This is a genomic window from Undibacterium sp. Di27W, assembly GCF_049340345.1.
In the GTDB taxonomy this organism is placed as follows: domain Bacteria; phylum Pseudomonadota; class Gammaproteobacteria; order Burkholderiales; family Burkholderiaceae_D; genus Undibacterium.
This window is the reverse complement of the sequence record NZ_JBMPOS010000020.1, coordinates 36,941-52,372: the sequence shown is the minus strand read 5'-3', so window position 1 is coordinate 52,372 and position 15,432 is coordinate 36,941. Positions and strand designations below refer to the sequence as shown.

16 protein-coding genes are annotated in these 15,432 nt (G+C 49.1%); 12 read left to right on the top strand and 4 right to left on the bottom strand.

Annotation, left to right across the window (positions count from 1 at the left end; genetic code table 11):
• The first annotated feature begins 3 nt into the window (after positions 1-3).
• From ACO0LF_RS28320 to ACO0LF_RS28305, 4 genes are all read left to right on the top strand, one after another.
• Positions 4-978, top strand: a complete 975-nt coding sequence (locus ACO0LF_RS28320) for an AraC family transcriptional regulator (protein WP_423020227.1) — start codon at positions 4-6, stop codon at positions 976-978.
• An 88-nt stretch (positions 979-1,066) separates the two neighbouring features.
• On the top strand, positions 1,067-1,684 hold the full coding sequence (locus tag ACO0LF_RS28315; RefSeq protein WP_423020225.1) for an alpha/beta hydrolase family protein: 618 nt from the start codon (positions 1,067-1,069) through the stop codon (positions 1,682-1,684).
• A gap of 210 nt (positions 1,685-1,894) precedes the next feature.
• Complete coding sequence (locus ACO0LF_RS28310) at positions 1,895-2,173, top strand: hypothetical protein (protein WP_423020223.1); 279 nt, start codon at positions 1,895-1,897, stop codon at positions 2,171-2,173.
• A 52-nt stretch (positions 2,174-2,225) separates the two neighbouring features.
• Complete coding sequence (locus tag ACO0LF_RS28305) at positions 2,226-2,654, top strand: hypothetical protein (protein WP_423020221.1); 429 nt, start codon at positions 2,226-2,228, stop codon at positions 2,652-2,654.
• A gap of 91 nt (positions 2,655-2,745) precedes the next feature.
• On the opposite strand, the gene ACO0LF_RS28300 is transcribed toward ACO0LF_RS28305, so the two are convergent.
• Positions 2,746-3,690, bottom strand: coding sequence for an amino acid ABC transporter substrate-binding protein (locus tag ACO0LF_RS28300; protein WP_423020219.1), 945 nt, complete (start codon positions 3,688-3,690; stop codon positions 2,746-2,748).
• A gap of 144 nt (positions 3,691-3,834) precedes the next feature.
• On the opposite strand from ACO0LF_RS28300, the gene ACO0LF_RS28295 reads away from it, so the two are divergent.
• The 4 genes from ACO0LF_RS28295 (at position 3,835) to ACO0LF_RS28280 (ending at position 8,396) form a co-directional block, all read left to right on the top strand.
• Entirely contained in the window at positions 3,835-4,479 is a 645-nt protein-coding gene (locus tag ACO0LF_RS28295; protein ID WP_423020217.1) for a helix-turn-helix transcriptional regulator, read from the top strand.
• Positions 4,476-5,441: a threo-3-hydroxy-L-aspartate ammonia-lyase gene (locus ACO0LF_RS28290; protein ID WP_423020215.1), complete on the top strand. Its 966-nt coding sequence runs from the start codon at positions 4,476-4,478 to the stop codon at positions 5,439-5,441. The genes ACO0LF_RS28295 and ACO0LF_RS28290 overlap by 4 nt, the downstream gene beginning before the upstream one ends.
• Before the next feature lie 19 nt (positions 5,442-5,460).
• Complete coding sequence (locus ACO0LF_RS28285; RefSeq protein ID WP_423020213.1) at positions 5,461-5,973, top strand: NADAR family protein; 513 nt, start codon at positions 5,461-5,463, stop codon at positions 5,971-5,973.
• 446 nt (positions 5,974-6,419) lie between these two features.
• Complete coding sequence (locus ACO0LF_RS28280; protein ID WP_423020211.1) at positions 6,420-8,396, top strand: PAS domain S-box protein; 1,977 nt, start codon at positions 6,420-6,422, stop codon at positions 8,394-8,396.
• A 92-nt stretch (positions 8,397-8,488) separates the two neighbouring features.
• Here the strand turns inward: ACO0LF_RS28280 and ACO0LF_RS28275 are convergent, their stop codons facing one another.
• A complete protein-coding gene (locus ACO0LF_RS28275) occupies positions 8,489-8,668 on the bottom strand; it encodes a hypothetical protein (RefSeq protein WP_423020209.1) in 180 nt (59 codons plus the stop codon).
• Positions 8,669-9,491: 823 nt separating this feature from the next.
• On the opposite strand from ACO0LF_RS28275, the gene ACO0LF_RS28270 reads away from it, so the two are divergent.
• From ACO0LF_RS28270 to ACO0LF_RS28260, 3 genes are all read left to right on the top strand, one after another.
• Positions 9,492-9,908 (top strand): BON domain-containing protein, encoded by a 417-nt coding sequence (locus tag ACO0LF_RS28270; RefSeq protein ID WP_423020207.1) that lies wholly within the window; start codon positions 9,492-9,494, stop codon positions 9,906-9,908.
• A 42-nt stretch (positions 9,909-9,950) separates the two neighbouring features.
• Positions 9,951-10,469, top strand: coding sequence for a hypothetical protein (locus ACO0LF_RS28265; RefSeq protein ID WP_423020205.1), 519 nt, complete (start codon positions 9,951-9,953; stop codon positions 10,467-10,469).
• A gap of 125 nt (positions 10,470-10,594) precedes the next feature.
• Complete coding sequence (locus tag ACO0LF_RS28260) at positions 10,595-12,700, top strand: catalase (protein ID WP_423020203.1); 2,106 nt, start codon at positions 10,595-10,597, stop codon at positions 12,698-12,700.
• Positions 12,701-12,782: 82 nt separating this feature from the next.
• Here ACO0LF_RS28260 and ACO0LF_RS28255 read toward each other — a convergent pair whose 3' ends face one another.
• Complete coding sequence (locus ACO0LF_RS28255) at positions 12,783-14,030, bottom strand: alpha/beta hydrolase family esterase (protein WP_423020201.1); 1,248 nt, start codon at positions 14,028-14,030, stop codon at positions 12,783-12,785.
• Positions 14,031-14,105: 75 nt separating this feature from the next.
• Positions 14,106-14,519, bottom strand: coding sequence for a CopG family transcriptional regulator (locus tag ACO0LF_RS28250; RefSeq protein ID WP_423020199.1), 414 nt, complete (start codon positions 14,517-14,519; stop codon positions 14,106-14,108).
• A gap of 322 nt (positions 14,520-14,841) precedes the next feature.
• On the opposite strand from ACO0LF_RS28250, the gene ACO0LF_RS28245 reads away from it, so the two are divergent.
• Positions 14,842-15,321 (top strand): hemerythrin domain-containing protein, encoded by a 480-nt coding sequence (locus tag ACO0LF_RS28245; RefSeq protein WP_423020265.1) that lies wholly within the window; start codon positions 14,842-14,844, stop codon positions 15,319-15,321.
• Positions 15,322-15,432: the final 111 nt, after the last annotated feature.

Genomic DNA, 15,432 nt, shown 5'->3' with positions numbered 1-15,432 from the left:
AGCGTGAACGATCAAGTAAAGGCAGCGCAGCCACAAAGCCTGGCGCAACACCAGTCACATTCCCAGTCACACTACCAGGCGCGCATGCACAGAGTGCTGGAGCATATAGACCGCCATCTTGACCAACAACTGGATCTGGAGGTGCTGGCCGCAGTCGCGCATTTTTCTCCTTTTCATTTTCACCGCCTGTTTGCTGCCTGGATGGGCGAGCGCCTGGGTGATTATGTGCGCCGTCGTCGCCTGGAAGTTGCTGCTTTCCGTCTGTTTGCCCAGGCTGGCACGCCTGTGCTGGAAATTGCCTTGTCAGTCGGTTTTGGTTCGGCTGAAGCTTTTACCCGTGCTTTCAAGGACAAGTTTGCCTACACACCGGCGGCCTGGCGGCAACATCAGCTCCAACTGCACCGTGCAAATAGCAAGATTAATCAAGTCTTGAGCAAGAACGATCAATTGCAATCTTACGCCTCCTTCCATAATGGCATCTCTACCAATTTGAAAGAGGTGAGCAGCATGGATGTCAAATTAATACACAGGGCCGCAGTCAATATAGCCTACCTGCGGCACATAGGGCCTTACGGCGCGCCAGTAGGTCAATTCTGGGCGGACACTGTCGTACCATGGATGGCCATGCACAATCTGTTTGGCAAAGCGCGTTATGGCATCAGCCATGATGACCCCAGCATTACCGAGCCAGCACTGTGCCGTTACGATGCCGCGGTTGAATTGCAGGCAAATGCTGGTGCCGCTGGCAATGCCTTGCAAACCACGATACCAGTTGGTGACTATGCGGCCCTCAGTTTCGAAGGGACCAATGCCGAGATAGGGGATGCCTGGGCCGCCATCTTGCGCGACTGGCTGCCTTCCAGTGGCTATCAACTCGATGCCCGTCCATGCTTTGAATACTATCCGGTCGACGCTTCTTTTGATCCTGATACCGGCATCTTTGATTGCGATATCTGTATTCCTGTTGTACCCCTCTAAACTAATCCTTGCTGTTTTATAGGCAGGCGCTGACATCTTCAGCGTCATTGCCCGCTTGCGTCCATCATTTATAGAAAGCTGGTTTTTCATGATTTCATTTGCCCGCAATGTCATTGTCTCTTTGAGTTTGTTCGCCCTGGCAAACTGTGCTGCATCTGCTGAGTTTGCTGAAACAGCACCCAGGCCTCATCCGGTTGGAATGCAGACGCTACAATATGAAGATAGCAGCCGCCTGGATTGGACAGCCAGCAAACCACGTCCGCTGGCAACAACAATCTGGTATCCGGCGCAAGCGGGGGTAATAGAAAAAAACTGGGATGTGGCCATCTTCAAGGCAGGCCGCAATGCCATGGGGGCTGCCTTGTCTGCAGCACCGCAAAAACTGCCGCTGATTTTACTCTCCCATGGGACAGGTGGTTCAGCTGCTTCCATGGCCTGGCTGGCAGAGAGCCTGGCGGCGCATGGCTATATCGTGGCAGCAGTCAATCATCATGGTAACACCGGTTATGAAGACAAGACCCGCCTGGAGGGTTTTGTGGTCTGGTGGGACAGACCCAGGGATATCTCCATCCTGATAGACAAGCTGCTGGCCGATCCTGTCTTTGGCAACAGGATAGATGCGCAGCGTATTGCCGTAGCCGGGTTTTCCATTGGTGGTTATACAGCATTGGCCAGTGTAGGGGGCCGTATCAGTTATACGCAATAGCAAGAGTTTTGCGCAAAAAATGCCAGCAATCCAAATTGTAAATTACCACCAGAAGCCAAGTTCAGCGCGGCAGAATTACAAACCCTGCTCAAAGAAAACCAGCGCATCAAGGACGCCATCGCTGTATCTGACGCTTCGTATAGCGACGCGCGCATACGTGCTGCGTATTCCATTGCTCCTGTCATGGGCAGGGTAGTAACAAAAGACAGCATGGCCAACATCAAGGTGCCAGTACGTATCATCGTCGGTGCCGACGATGATCAGGCCATACCTGAGTTCAATGCCCAGGTATACGCTGCAAATATCGCTAACAGCACGATGCAGATACTGCCAGCAGTCACCCACTATAGCTTTCTGGCAGAGTGCACGATGATGGGTAAAATTGTCGCACGCCAGGTGTGCGTTGACCCCGCTGGAGTAGACCGTTCTGTCATCCACCAGCAAGTAGCGGCAGATGCGCTGAAATTCTTTGATGACAAACTGCACTGATTCATGTTCAATGAGAAGACATTTATCTTCTCATTGATAGCAATACCAAGGTATGTCAGCCAAATTTTATTTCAGTTTTGCAGATCATTGGCGTGCTGCGCCGCTGGCGTACTGGGTGCATTTGCCGGTTGCAGATCAGCCCGGTGACTGGCAAGCGCCATTGCCGCCCTGCATACCCCATAAAGGCTATGCCTATCTGCATGTAGAGTTTGAGAAGCATGAGTTAATCTTCAGTTCACCGGCACAGCTGGCTCACTTCATTGAGGCGTTGTCGAAAACTGCCTTGCCTACCACCTTACACTTGTCTTCATTGAGGGGCGCGCCAGTGGGGCCGAATGGACATTGGCTGAGTCGTTTGCCAGCCAGCTTGAAGGCACCACGCAAGCGCGCCAAGCTGGTGATCGCCATGCGGGCGGTGCAAACGGTGGTCGTGAATGCTGAGCTGCCACATCAGTTTGCATGGGAAAAACACTTGATGTAATGGGTCTGGCATTTGCCTTGTTCAGACAAATGCCAGACTTTTGGCGCATGCATGGTCGCATGCAAAAAGTCCAGAACTTACTTCTTAGAACTTACTTTTTTTTAATCAGATTTTTCTGCGCGTCTGGCACCTCGGCATACACTGCCGGATCACCTGAATCCGTTGGCTTGGTAAAGGCAACTTGCAATTGTGGAGAAACCGGAAAACGCAGGTTGATACCCTTGGGTGCTATCGTACTGGTAAACCATTTCGCATAAATGCCATTGATTTCACCCGATGTATAGATCGTGCTGATCGTTGCATCCACCAGTTTTTTGAAGGCGACATCATCACGGCGCAACATGATGCCATAGGGCTCCAGTGACAAAGGCTCTCTACTCATTTCATAATCGGCAGGGTTTTTTGCGCCGGCTGCCAAGCTGGCCATCAGTATGTCATCCAGGGCAAAGGCGGTAGCACGGCCGGTGTCCAGCATTAAAAATGCCTCTGCATGGTCAGCGGCAGCGACGATATTGAGGCCCAGGTTTTGTTCGCCATTCATGATCGTCAATTGCTTGATATTGGCTGTACCTGCTGTGGAGACTACGGTTTTCCCGCGCAAATCTGCCAGGCTATGGATGCCAGATGATTTTTTATACATCAAACGGCCAGCTGCCAAAAACATGGTAGGTGCAAAAGCCACTTGTTTTTGACGCTCCAGATTATTCGTCGTCGAGCCACATTCCAGGTCTATCGTGCCATTCGCCATCAAAGGCAGCCTGCTGGCCGAAGTGACCGGGTTGAATTCAGTTTTCAGATTCGCCAGACCCAGATGCTTTTGCACCGCACTGACGATTTTTTTGCACAGTTCTACAGAGTAACCCTGATAAAGCTGTTTATCGTCGATGAAAGAAAAGGGCACAGATGAATCACGTACCCCTAGCGTAATCACGCCACTCTCCTTGATTTTCTTTAAAGTACCTGTCAATTCTTCTGCCTGCGCATTGCTCATGATAAAGCCGCCTAGCAGCCATGCTGTTGCTACAAATAATTTCACGTCATCTCCTTGGAGTGTTCTAGTGTTTAAAAATTTCAAAAATTGTCGAAACCTAAAAATGATGCAGGTTTTTGAAAAAGAGCGCCATTCTAACCATAAATGTCAATTGTTGACAACTTGTTGTAATCTGACATAATGTCAGTCATGAAGATCACTGAAAATCAATTACTGTTGCGAGAAGGCAAAAAAATCGTTGATGCGCTAGGGAAGACTTTCTTTCCCCTAGTGGAGGTCGTGCTGCACGATCTCACCGTGGATGAACATCATGTGGTTGCCATTTCTAATAATTTGTCTGGCCGCAGCATAGGTGCCTGTACGACTGAAATCGGCCTGGCGCGTATTAGCGACCCTAGTTTCCCTGAGGTTTTGCAAAGCTATCCGAATCAGTTTCCAGATGGCCGTCCTGCCAAGAGCACCTCGATAGGCATCAAGAATAGTGAAGGTGAATATGTCATGGCGATTTGCCTCAATATCGATGTCTCTTTGCTGAGTGCAGCGGCATCAAGCCTGCAGCAACTGGTACAAACCGAATCGCCACCGGTGGACATCAAGGAAAATCTGGTGTCGCCCAGCCTGGATGTCATACGCAGCACCCTGGAGCACTATGCTACCAGCCTCAATACCACCCCACGCATGATGACCCCGGCGCACAGGCGTGCCGCCATACAGCAATTGTCACAGGCAGGATTAATGGATTTAAAGAATGCCCAGAGCATCGTCGCTAATACCCTGGGCATAGCCCGCTCCACGGTGTACACCTATCTGCCGCAGAAGGGGAGTGCCACATGAGCCAGTTACCTATCAGTTTTGAAGATATCGCCGCCGCCCATGGTCGCATCTCTGCCGTTGCACAACGTACGCCGGTACTGACTTCACGCATGGCGAATGTATTGACAGGTGCACAGGTTTTTTTTAAATGCGAAAACTTCCAGCGCTCAGGTTCCTTCAAGTTCCGTGGTGCCTACAATGCCTTGCTGCAGTTCACTGCCGAGCAACGTCAGCGCGGTGTCGTCACTTTTTCTTCTGGTAACCATGCGCAAGGCATTGCCCTGTCAGCCTCTTTGCTGAATATGCCTTCCGTGGTTGTCATGCCGCATGACGCGCCTGCTGTCAAAATATCTGCAACCCGCGCCTATGGGGCAGAAGTCATTCTGTATGACCGCTACAAGGAAGACCGCGCCGCCATAGGCCGAAAACTGAGCGAAGAACGTGGCCTGACCTTCATCCCGCCTTTTGATCACCCTCATGTCATGGCAGGGCAGGGGACGCTGGCCAAGGAAATGATAGAAGAAGTCGGTAATCTTGATGTTTTGCTGGTGCCACTGGGCGGTGGTGGCCTGCTATCCGGTTGCGTCACTGCTACCAAGGCCATGCAGCCAAATTGCCGCGTGTATGGCGTAGAACCTCAGGCAGGTAATGACGGACAGCAAAGCTTGCGCTCTGGCGAAATCGTGCATATTGCCACGCCCGACACCATCGCCGATGGCGCGCAATCCCAGTATCTCGGTGTGCAACCATTTGCTGTCATCAAAGACAAGGTGGACGATATTCTTGCCGTCGAAGACGAGCAATTGATAGATGCTATGAAATTCTATGCCAACCGCATGAAACTGGTCGTAGAACCTACTGCCTGCCTGAGTGCGGCAGCATTGTTTAGCGGTCAGCTTAATTTGCAGGGCAAAAAGGTCGGTGTTGTTATCTCTGGTGGCAATGTCGACCTGGCGCGCTTTGCCTCACTGATCAGTATGTAATAATCAACGGTATCAATTCATGGCAAAAATAATATTCTTCTTTGATCGCGATGATCAGTATTATGAGCTATCAAATTTTGCTGGATTTGGTTTCGAACTGGACGGGCAGCATTGGCGCACGATGGAGCATTATTTCCAGGCAAAGAAATTTGAGGGCACGCCTCATTTCGAAAAGATTCTGAATTGCGGTTCGCCCAAACAAGCCAAAGATCTTGGGCAAAACCGAGAAATCCCCATACGCAGAGACTGGGACGAAGTCAAAGAATCCATCATGCTCGCTGGCTTGCGCGCAAAGTTTGAAAATCAGGAATTGAAACAATTACTGCTGGGCACAGGCAAGAAGCGCCTGGTAGAAAATTCTCCTTACGACAGCTACTGGGGTATAGGCCCCAACGGCAAGGGCAAGAATCGCCTCGGGCATTTGCTGATGCAGGTAAGGGATGAGATGCTTTTTAAACCCCATGATTTACAGACTAATTGCTTGCAAGAATACCATGATAGTCTTTTATGGTTAGACGCCCGCACACTTTAAAGCAATGGAATTTATCAGCGTAATATACAAGGATATTTGAAATATCGTCCTTACTTGTAACTACAAATCATCCGCACCCGTGTTTGGATATTTTGCCGCCTGTCCCAGCATTTATTGTGATTGATGGCAGGCTGGCAGCGAATAGTTGGTTTGACTCTCCTTGGCGCAAACGCGAGAATCGCTCAAGCTGATTATTCCTTGGAGGCGGGGTATGAAACCCTGTAATCAAACGAACATCTGCTATTTTCAGCCCCTTACCGCACAACTGATCTCTTCCCACAAGCTTATAGTGGTATTAATCATAAATTAGAATATTATGCGGATGCCAATGCCACAATCCTGTATCCTCTGGTTTAGCGCTTCATGGACTTACTCTGTCTTATCCGCCATAGGCAGATGCGGTTGATGCGCTAGCCTGCCAAGTTGTGTGACCGTGGAAATAGCCGATGTCCAGCCGAAATTTACCTGATGATAAAAAACTGATTGAGCTCCAGCGTTTCCAGTTGCTGGTCGACGCCATTACCGACTATGCGATCTATATGCTGGACATTGACGGTCAGGTGGTAAGCTGGAACGCCGGTGCGCAGAAATTCAAAGGCTACACCGCTGACGAAATCATAGGCCAGCATTTTTCCCGCTTCCATACGCCTGAAGACCAGGGGAATGGGCTTCCTCGGCTTTCGCTACAGATCGCTGAGACTGAAGGACGCTACGAGACTGAAGGCTGGCGTGTGCGCAAAGACGGCTCTTATTTTTGGGCGAGCGTCATTATAGATGCCATTCGGGAAAATGATCGATTGCTGGGTTTCGCAAAAATTACCCGTGACATCACGGATCGCAAGAAAGCGGAAGAAGCCTTACGTCTGAGCGAGCAGCAATTTCGTTTGCTGGTGCAGGGTGTAACCGATTATGCGATCTATATGCTGGACAAAGATGGCCGTGTCAGCAACTGGAATGCTGGTGCCCAGCGCATCAAGGGATATCGGCAGGAAGAGGTTGTTGGTACGCATTTTTCCCGCTTCTATACAGACGAGGATCAACTGAGCGGAGTACCGCAACGGGCACTCTTGACGGCCAGGACCGAGGGCCGTTTTGAGCAGGAGGGCTGGCGTGTCAGGAAGGATGGAAGTAAATTCCGGGCTCACGTCGTGATCGACCCTATTTACAATGCCTTCAATGAATTCGTTGGTTATGCCAAGGTTACCAAGGATATTACCGAAAAACATGAAGCTGCTATTGCTTTGAAAAAGACCGAACAGGCATTGCAGCAGGCGCAGAAGATGGAAACGATAGGGAAGTTGACTGGTGGCATAGCCCATGATTTCAATAACCTGTTGCAAATCATTTCAGGCAATCTTCAACTATTATCTGCCGAGATCGCCGGTAACCCACATGCAGAAAGACGTGTCACCAATGCGCTGGCTGGTGTCCGGCGAGGTGCCAAACTGGCCAGTTATTTATTATCTTTTGGAAGACGCCAGGCACTCGATCCCAAAGTCGTGAACATCGGTCGTTTTGTGATTGATATGGAAGATATGTTGCAGCGCAGCCTGGGTGAGACTATAGAAGTCGACACTATTCTGGCAGATAATTTGTGGAATACCTTTGTTGATGTTGCGCAAGTTGAAAATGCCCTGCTTAATCTCGCTGTCAACGCACGCGATGCCATGGAGTCAGTTGGTAAGCTCACCATAGAAATTGCTAACGCTGTTCTGGATGTTGATTATGCGAGCACGCATGTGGAGGTCACTTCTGGCGAATATGTGATGCTGGCAGTGTCAGATAATGGTTCAGGCATGTCGCCGGAAGTCGTGGCCCAGGCATTTGAGCCCTTTTTCTCGACCAAACCAGAAGGTAAGGGGACGGGATTGGGCCTATCCATGGTGTATGGCTTCGTCAAGCAGTCAGGTGGCCATGTGAATATTTATAGTGAACTTGGCTATGGTACTACCGTTAAACTGTATCTTCCCCGTTCGACAGAGCAGGAAGAGCGTTTGACGATGCAGAAGGCAGAAAAAATTATTGGCGGGACTGAGACTATTCTGGTTGCAGAAGACGATGAGCAAGTTCGTACTACTGCAATTGAGATACTGACGGGCTTGGGGTATACGGTTTTACATGCCGCGGATGCAGAGAGTGCACTGGCTATTATTGAAGGCGGTGCCAAAATTGATGTGCTGTTTACGGATGTTGTCATGCCTGGGGCTATGCGTAGCCCTGAACTGGCACGCAAGGCACGTGAGTATTTGCCAGACATCGCTGTATTATTTACATCAGGCTATACGCAAAATGCCATCGTGCATGGAGGGCGGCTTGATAAAGGCGTGGAATTGCTCGGTAAGCCATATAGCCGTGAAGCACTGGCGCGTAAGGTCAGGGCTGTGATTGCACATGGCAAGCGGCATAAAACAACAACGCCCTGATACGCCAATACATCACCATCTAATGCCGCCTTCCTTAACGGGACACTTCGGGCCTGCGGCATTACATAAAACATATCGTCATCGTATTTATGCTATGAGGATGGGCTGGTCAGCGCAAGATCGATTTTTCGCAAAAATTGATCTTTGGCGGCACTTATTTCTATATCTGACATAGACGGCAGGCGACTGATCAATTTATCGAGCTCATCTTTAAAATCTGCACTTGAACTATGGCTAAGATGCTTGGCATCTTCCGTGATTTTTTTGGCCATGAACGTTTCCTCTATCAAGACATGTTGGATGTTGCCTGCCATTCCATTTAACTGGAAAAATACATAGTTCGTAAATGTCGGCTGCGTTCTTCCATTTTCTTCAGATGCAACTGCTGTTTAGCAGGAGGTAAATGCCTGGATTTCGTAGCGCGGCTAGTGTCTGTCGCCGTAGTATTGGGCGCAACTAGCTGTTCATTAAGCACAGAAAGGTTTTGATTTTTTGTGGAAAAATGGAAACCGAAAAAACTTCTCATGATGATTCCCCTGTATTAGATACTGTAATAGATAGATAGTCTGTGCAATTTGCCTACCGCGTTAGCATCAACAACCCTCAGGATTGATAACAGCCACACTGCGATGGAGCAGCCATGATAATGAAAATCCTGCCTATTAAATACCGGACAATAGCGAGCTGATTTGTAGGATAAGTCTTACTTTTTAAGACTTGCGCAAAACCGCCACAGTTGCCTTGCAGCTCCTGGCCTTACTATAGGACAGTATGGTCTTCATAGTTAGCGCCTTGCTGAGCCAATTTTACCTAAGTCCTATTTTTATCGACGTCTCATCTACGATTGATTTCACCCTGAATTTCACCCTCATTCAGCATGTTCAGACCGGAAACATTTCCGTACATCCAGAAACAATGTGTTAAGCAATTACTCATCAATACCTATCTAGCTTTGATGCGACATCATTTGCTTTGGTGACCGTCTGCAGGCGCACTTCTGGTTCTGGTCAGGTGTGAGCTAGCGCACAGATGGAATGGATTAATTTTCTTAATCTATCGCTACTTGTCCATCACGGACTCAATCAGGAGAAATGAATGGGACGAATCTTAAACCAGTTAGGTATAGCCTCACTGTTGTGCTCTGCCGCATTGCCAGGTACAGGCTTTGCTGCGGATCCAGCTCCTCCTGTTATTACAGAGGGTAAAACTGCGTCGAACGTAGACAATACCGCGATCAATAAGCGTGACAACTATGCTGGAAATAAAACGCCAGAAGATCAATTCAATAGCGCAGCAGATCGCAATCTGCTGGCTGAAGTCAGGCGCGCAGTGGTACACGATAAATCGCTGTCTGTAATGGCACATAACATCAAGATTATGGTGGATGCGGGAAACCTTACCTTGCGTGGTCCAGTAAAAACTGCAGATGAAAAATTGAAAGTCGAAAAAATTGTCCAGGCAGTTAAAGGTGTCAAGTCCATCAATAATTCACTGGATGTCAAAACCAATTAATGCATGCAATTACATGCAATTCAATTCTCTAAAGGAGTGCATATGAAAACCGCAATCTACTGTATCGCAACAAATCGTATTCAAGCAGAAAACATCGTTGATAATCTGAAACTGGCAGGGTTTCCTAGTGGCGATATCTCTGTCCTGTTTCCTGACCAGACTGGTACCCGTGATTTTGCACACGAGCAAAATACCAAATTGCCTGAGGGCGCTGCGACGGGGGGAGTTGCTGGCATGGGACTGGGCGCAATACTGGGTTGGCTGACAGGCATAGGCACGCTGGCAATCCCTGGCGTTGGTCCCTTCATTGCTGCCGGGCCTATCATGGCAGCATTGAGTGGCGCTGCATTGGTGGGGGCAGCTGGCGGGATTATAGGCGCTTTGGTGGGATTGGGCATTCCTGAATATGAAGCGAAATTGTATGACGGAAAAATCCGTGGCGGCAACATCCTGATCTCTGTTCATACCGACAATTCTGATCAAGCTGGTTCGGCAAAAGACATTTACAAAAAAGCTGGTGCTGAAGATATCAATTCAACGGCTGAAGCCAGCGTGTCTTAGCATATACCAGCAAAAAATACTGAGATCGAAAATACTGAAATCATGAAGACGGATTGCTCACTTGCCTGGAGTAATCCGTTTTTATTTTTATCGTGCGCAGATGAACCTTTTGTAGATTGCCTATCATGCCAAAAACCATAGCGACATCATCCAAAACAAAAAACAAAGAGACAGAAAAACCTGTTCAGACCTCCATAGGCACGGGAGGCGAACTGCACCAGCTTGCTGGAAAGACACATCCAGAATTGACGACCAATCAAGGTGTTGTCATCGCAGATGATCAGAATTCTCTGAAGGTGGGCGGCAGAGGGCCGACCTTGCTAGAAGATTTCATCTTGAGAGAGAAAATTACGCATTTTGATCATGAGCGTATTCCTGAGCGTATTGTCCATGCCCGTGGAACTGCTGCGCATGGGTATTTTGAATTGACCCTTACCCTGGAGAAATTTACTACAGCCAAAATCCTGACTGAAGTAGGAAAGCAAACACCAGTGTTTACCAGGATTTCTACCGTTGCTGGCGGCTCAGGTTCTGTGGATACCCCCAGGGATGTGCGCGGCTTTGCAGTCAAATTTTATACATCCGAGGGCAACTGGGATTTGGTAGGTAATAACGTACCGGTCTTTTTCATTCAGGACGCCATTAAATTTCCTGATCTTATTCATGCGGCAAAAATGGAACCTGATCGCGGTTTTCCGCAAGCGGCGACGGCGCACGATACGTTTTGGGATTTTATTTCGCTGACGCCAGAAGCCATGCACATGGTGATGTGGATCATGTCGGACCGTACACTGCCAAGATCATTACGCATGATAGAAGGTTTCGGTGTGCACAGCTTCCGTCTGATTAATAAGGATGGTGAGTCGACTTTTGTGAAGTTTCACTGGCGTCCCAAAGCAGGGCTGCAATCCACCATTTGGGATGAGACAGTCAAAATTGCCGGTGCGGACCCAGATTTTCACAGGCGCGATTTTTTTGAAGCTATCACCACTGGCGATTTCCCGGAATGGGAATTGGCTGTGCAATTATTTACGCAAGAAGAGGCAGATGCATTTCCCTTCGATCATCTTGATGCCACCAAGCTTATCCCTGAAGAACTGGTGCCGCTGACCGTCATAGGTCGCATGGTACTGGACCGTTGGCCAGATAATTTTTTTGCCGAGACTGAGCAAGTGGCATTTTGCCCATCACATATTGTTCCTGGCATAGATTTCTCGAATGACCCGCTGCTGCAGGGGCGTCTGTTTTCTTATCTGGATACCCAACTGTCCAGGCTGGGTTCTGCCAATTTTCATCAGATTCCTGTCAATGCGCCCAAGTGCCCGTTTGCCAATCATCAGCGTGATGGTCATATGCAAATGGCGCGCCCTACAGGCAGGGTAGCTTACGAGCCAAATTCCCTGGCAAAAGAGGCGCCACGTGAACAGCCTGCGACTGGTTTCAACAGCATGGCCGAGCCTGTTGCCGGTAATAAAGGCAGGATACGCCCGGAAAGTTTTGCCGATCATTATAGCCAGGCGCGCCAATTCTATGCCAGCCAGAACGAGACTGAGCAAGCGCATATCGTCGCGGCGCTGGTCTTTGAGCTGTCAAAAGTTGAGCATCCGCATATACGTCTGGCCATGGTCGGTCATATGCTGCATATCAATGAAGAGCTGGCAAAACGTGTTGCCGATGGCCTGGGCATCAAGGACTTGCCAGCGGCACCGGCTATTCACATTGAGATACAGGATTTGCCTGCATCACCTGCCCTGGGCTTGATAGACAAGATGAAAGACACCCTGGCAGGCCGCGTCGTTGGGATTCTCATTGCAGATGGTTCAGATGCCAAAGCGCTAGAAAAGCTCAAAGCGGCTATTACTGCTGCAGAGGCCAAATGCAAAATCATTGCTCCTCGCATCAATGGCGTACACCTGTCCGACGGAAAAGAAGCCGCTGTAGATGGGCAACTGGCAGGCAACCCTTCCGTGTTATTTGATGCAATTGTTCTTGTCCTCTCTACTGGGTCGGCAAAAAAACTTACACGGGATATGGCAGCTAAAGGCTTTGTCAGCGATGCATACAGCCATTTGAAAGCGATTGCCTATGATGCAGGTGGCGACATATTGTTAACTGCGGCAGGCATAGATAAAGATGCTGCCGTCATATCGACGGATAAATTGAAAGACTTCATCGCCGCCGCAAAGACACGTCTATGGGCTCGCGAGGAATTTGTGCGTCCACCACTATAAAGGTGTAGTACTGTTGAATGAGGCCTTATGCATTCCTATGCATAAGGCTTTTTCAGTTCAATTTCAGCTACATTATTTAGTTTTACACCTGCTTGGTACTTACTTGCGATAAAAAGAAACGCAGCATCTCGCGGCTGGCATCTGGCCCTGAGGCATCAGTGAAACTGCCTTGACTGTTGCCGCCGGACCAGGCATGACCGGCACCATGGATTACCCATTGTTCGGCAGGGACTGGCTGGTGGGCAGTTGATTGAGATGCGACAGCTTCAGCGTAGCGTGTACGTGTATAGCGACGACCAAGCTTGCCGCTGCCGTCTTCTTTTTGCGCTGTTAAGGCTCGTGACTGGCTACTGAGCAGATAACGTTCCATGATGCGGTCGGCATTTTTGCTATTAACCGTATGATCCTGGTCTCCGTGGAAGACGATGATGGGTACGGCGCTACCAGTAGATGATTTTCTACTTTGTTTTGCTACACCACGCATAGCCGCCAGTGCAGACGGTAAATCGCTTGCTGCACCAAATGGCAAACCAGAATGTATGCCAACTGCGGCATAGAGATCAGGATAAGCATCTGCCATGATGGCGGCCATCGCACCACCGGCAGACATCCCCGCAATGAAGACGCGGCGATCGTCTATATGATAGTCAGCCATGACTTTACGGGTAATACCGGCAATCAGGGCGGGTTCACCCTGGTCGCGCTTTTGGTCGATTGCCTGGAACCAGTTCCAGCATTTTGAACTGTTGGCCCCCTGGTCCTGGCAAGGGTAGACAACCATGCATTGCTGTTGTTCAGCGATCAGATTCATTCCTGTACCAGTGGCAAAATCATCCGGCCCCTGTGTGCAGCCGTGCAGCATGACGATCAATGGCAGTGTCTGTCCCGTATAGCCAGAAGGAATGTATAGCTTATAAGCGCGCTTGCCATGTGCATTGGCATAGCTGCCGTTGATGAAGCGAGCTGCATCGTTTTTATCTGTTGGCTTTGCCTGGGGCGTGTGCGCGTCAATGATATCTGCGGCATGCCGGGCATCAGCTTGCGGCTGGCTATCGCGCTTATTTTCCGGGCGAGGGTTAATATCATGCAGTGCCTGTTCTCGTGGCTGCTCATATAGTTCCGCATCTTCAGTTGCGGCATGAGTGCTTGTCTTTGCCATCCCAGGCAGGTGTTTGTTCAGGGTGCGTTGTATCAATTCTGTGACGTCAGTCAGTTTTTTTAATTGCTCTGGCTGCAGGTTGCCCTGGACTGGCACAGCAAAGGCCTTGCTATCGCGCCAGGATTTAATTGCCATGCGCATGCGCGCCAGCAGGTCTTGATTAAAATTCATAATGTGCTTTCGATGTGATGCATATGCTACATATTTTGCCTATGGTGCATAGGCTTGTCGGACTGTTCTGCTTTTTCAATGAATCCGGCCAGCCAGTGCTGCTTTTACTGCATTGCTGGCCTGGAATGCTCCTAAGACAGAAATAGATTCGATACTGGCCAGCGCTAATTCTGGGCTGACATCAGCAGCTATGCTGGCCAGGCCCAATACTTGTATTTGCAGGCGCTGCCCGGCATCCCGCACAGCTTCAAGATCAGCACGGGTGTAATGCTGCAAGCCCAATACCAGGCTCTTGCGTATAACGGTCTGGCGTATGACTTCAGCATGCGTCAGCAACTGATTGCGTATGGCAGTGCGTATCAGGTCGGTACGGTTTGAATAAAAGCCTTCCTGTACCAGCAGGTCTACCTGGCCAAGGTCGATCAGGCCAAGATTGATGGTGATTTTTTCTGTATCGCTGGCTTTGGCGCGTATGTCGGTGACAGTCATTGCTTTCCTTTAATTTACAAATACCATCCATATGGATGGTTTAGAGATGTTTAATGGAGTATATCGATGATGCTTTTAAAGTAAAGCATTGATTTGTATCAAAACTTCCCTGCTGTTTGTCCTACATCGCTTCAGGGTACAGGCTTACCAGTATTTAGCTGCTCAAGTTTTAAGATGGCCCTACCTGCACTTTCAGTCATGTGATGCTGTACAGGCAGGCAGTTTATTACTCATCTTTCATCAATGTCTTAAAGGAACTACCATGCGCACAGCCACATCTACAAAAGCCAAGCCTGCAAAAATTTCTGCTGTTTCTGCTGTTATGGGCGGGAAGCTCAAAGGAGCTAAAGTGCCAGACGCTGTCACCCTGTTGAAACAAGACCATAAAAATGTTAAGGCACTTTTCAGTAAGTTTGAAAGCCTGGGCGACGCTGCTTTAGTCAGCAAGAAGAAAATCGCCCACCAGATTTGCCTGGAACTGACCAAGCACACTATTGCCGAGGAAGAGATTTTTTATACCGCCATGCGCAAAGCTGGTGAAGACACCAAGGATATGCTGGATGAAGCCACCGTTGAACATGCCGCTGCCAAGGATTTGATTGCCCAGATCTTGAAGATGGAACCAGATGAAGATCTCTATGATGCAAAAGTCAAGGTCTTATCTGAACAAATTGAGCATCATGTCAAGGAAGAAGAAGGGGAGATGTTTCCCAAGGCAAAAAAAGCAAAACTCGATCTGGTCGCCCTGGGTGTAGCGATACAGGAACGTAAAGATGAAATCAGCCTGCCTTCCCTGCAATGAGACGTGCAATAAAGAAGAATGACAGGAAAGACGAGCACCTCAGGCTGGAAAGCGCATTTCCGGCCTGACAGCGCAAAGTATTCGTTGGCGATTTGATTCCGCCGCAAGCTT

Bases quoted from the DNA above. Each gene is read 5' to 3' on its own strand.
- ACO0LF_RS28315 (WP_423020225.1), top strand. From the start codon at position 1,067: ATGATTTCATTTGCCCGCAATGTCATTGTCTCTTTGAGTTTGTTCGCC.
- ACO0LF_RS28310 (WP_423020223.1), top strand. From the start codon at position 1,895: ATGGCCAACATCAAGGTGCCAGTACGTATCATCGTCGGTGCCGACGAT.
- ACO0LF_RS28305 (WP_423020221.1), top strand. From the start codon at position 2,226: ATGTCAGCCAAATTTTATTTCAGTTTTGCAGATCATTGGCGTGCTGCG.
- ACO0LF_RS28295 (WP_423020217.1), top strand. From the start codon at position 3,835: ATGAAGATCACTGAAAATCAATTACTGTTGCGAGAAGGCAAAAAAATC.
- ACO0LF_RS28290 (WP_423020215.1), top strand. From the start codon at position 4,476: ATGAGCCAGTTACCTATCAGTTTTGAAGATATCGCCGCCGCCCATGGT.
- ACO0LF_RS28285 (WP_423020213.1), top strand. From the start codon at position 5,461: ATGGCAAAAATAATATTCTTCTTTGATCGCGATGATCAGTATTATGAG.
- ACO0LF_RS28280 (WP_423020211.1), top strand. From the start codon at position 6,420: ATGTCCAGCCGAAATTTACCTGATGATAAAAAACTGATTGAGCTCCAG.
- ACO0LF_RS28275 (WP_423020209.1), bottom strand. From the start codon at position 8,668: ATGGCCAAAAAAATCACGGAAGATGCCAAGCATCTTAGCCATAGTTCA.
- ACO0LF_RS28270 (WP_423020207.1), top strand. From the start codon at position 9,492: ATGGGACGAATCTTAAACCAGTTAGGTATAGCCTCACTGTTGTGCTCT.
- ACO0LF_RS28265 (WP_423020205.1), top strand. From the start codon at position 9,951: ATGAAAACCGCAATCTACTGTATCGCAACAAATCGTATTCAAGCAGAA.
- ACO0LF_RS28260 (WP_423020203.1), top strand. From the start codon at position 10,595: ATGCCAAAAACCATAGCGACATCATCCAAAACAAAAAACAAAGAGACA.
- ACO0LF_RS28255 (WP_423020201.1), bottom strand. From the start codon at position 14,030: ATGAATTTTAATCAAGACCTGCTGGCGCGCATGCGCATGGCAATTAAA.
- ACO0LF_RS28250 (WP_423020199.1), bottom strand. From the start codon at position 14,519: ATGACTGTCACCGACATACGCGCCAAAGCCAGCGATACAGAAAAAATC.
- ACO0LF_RS28245 (WP_423020265.1), top strand. From the start codon at position 14,842: ATGGGCGGGAAGCTCAAAGGAGCTAAAGTGCCAGACGCTGTCACCCTG.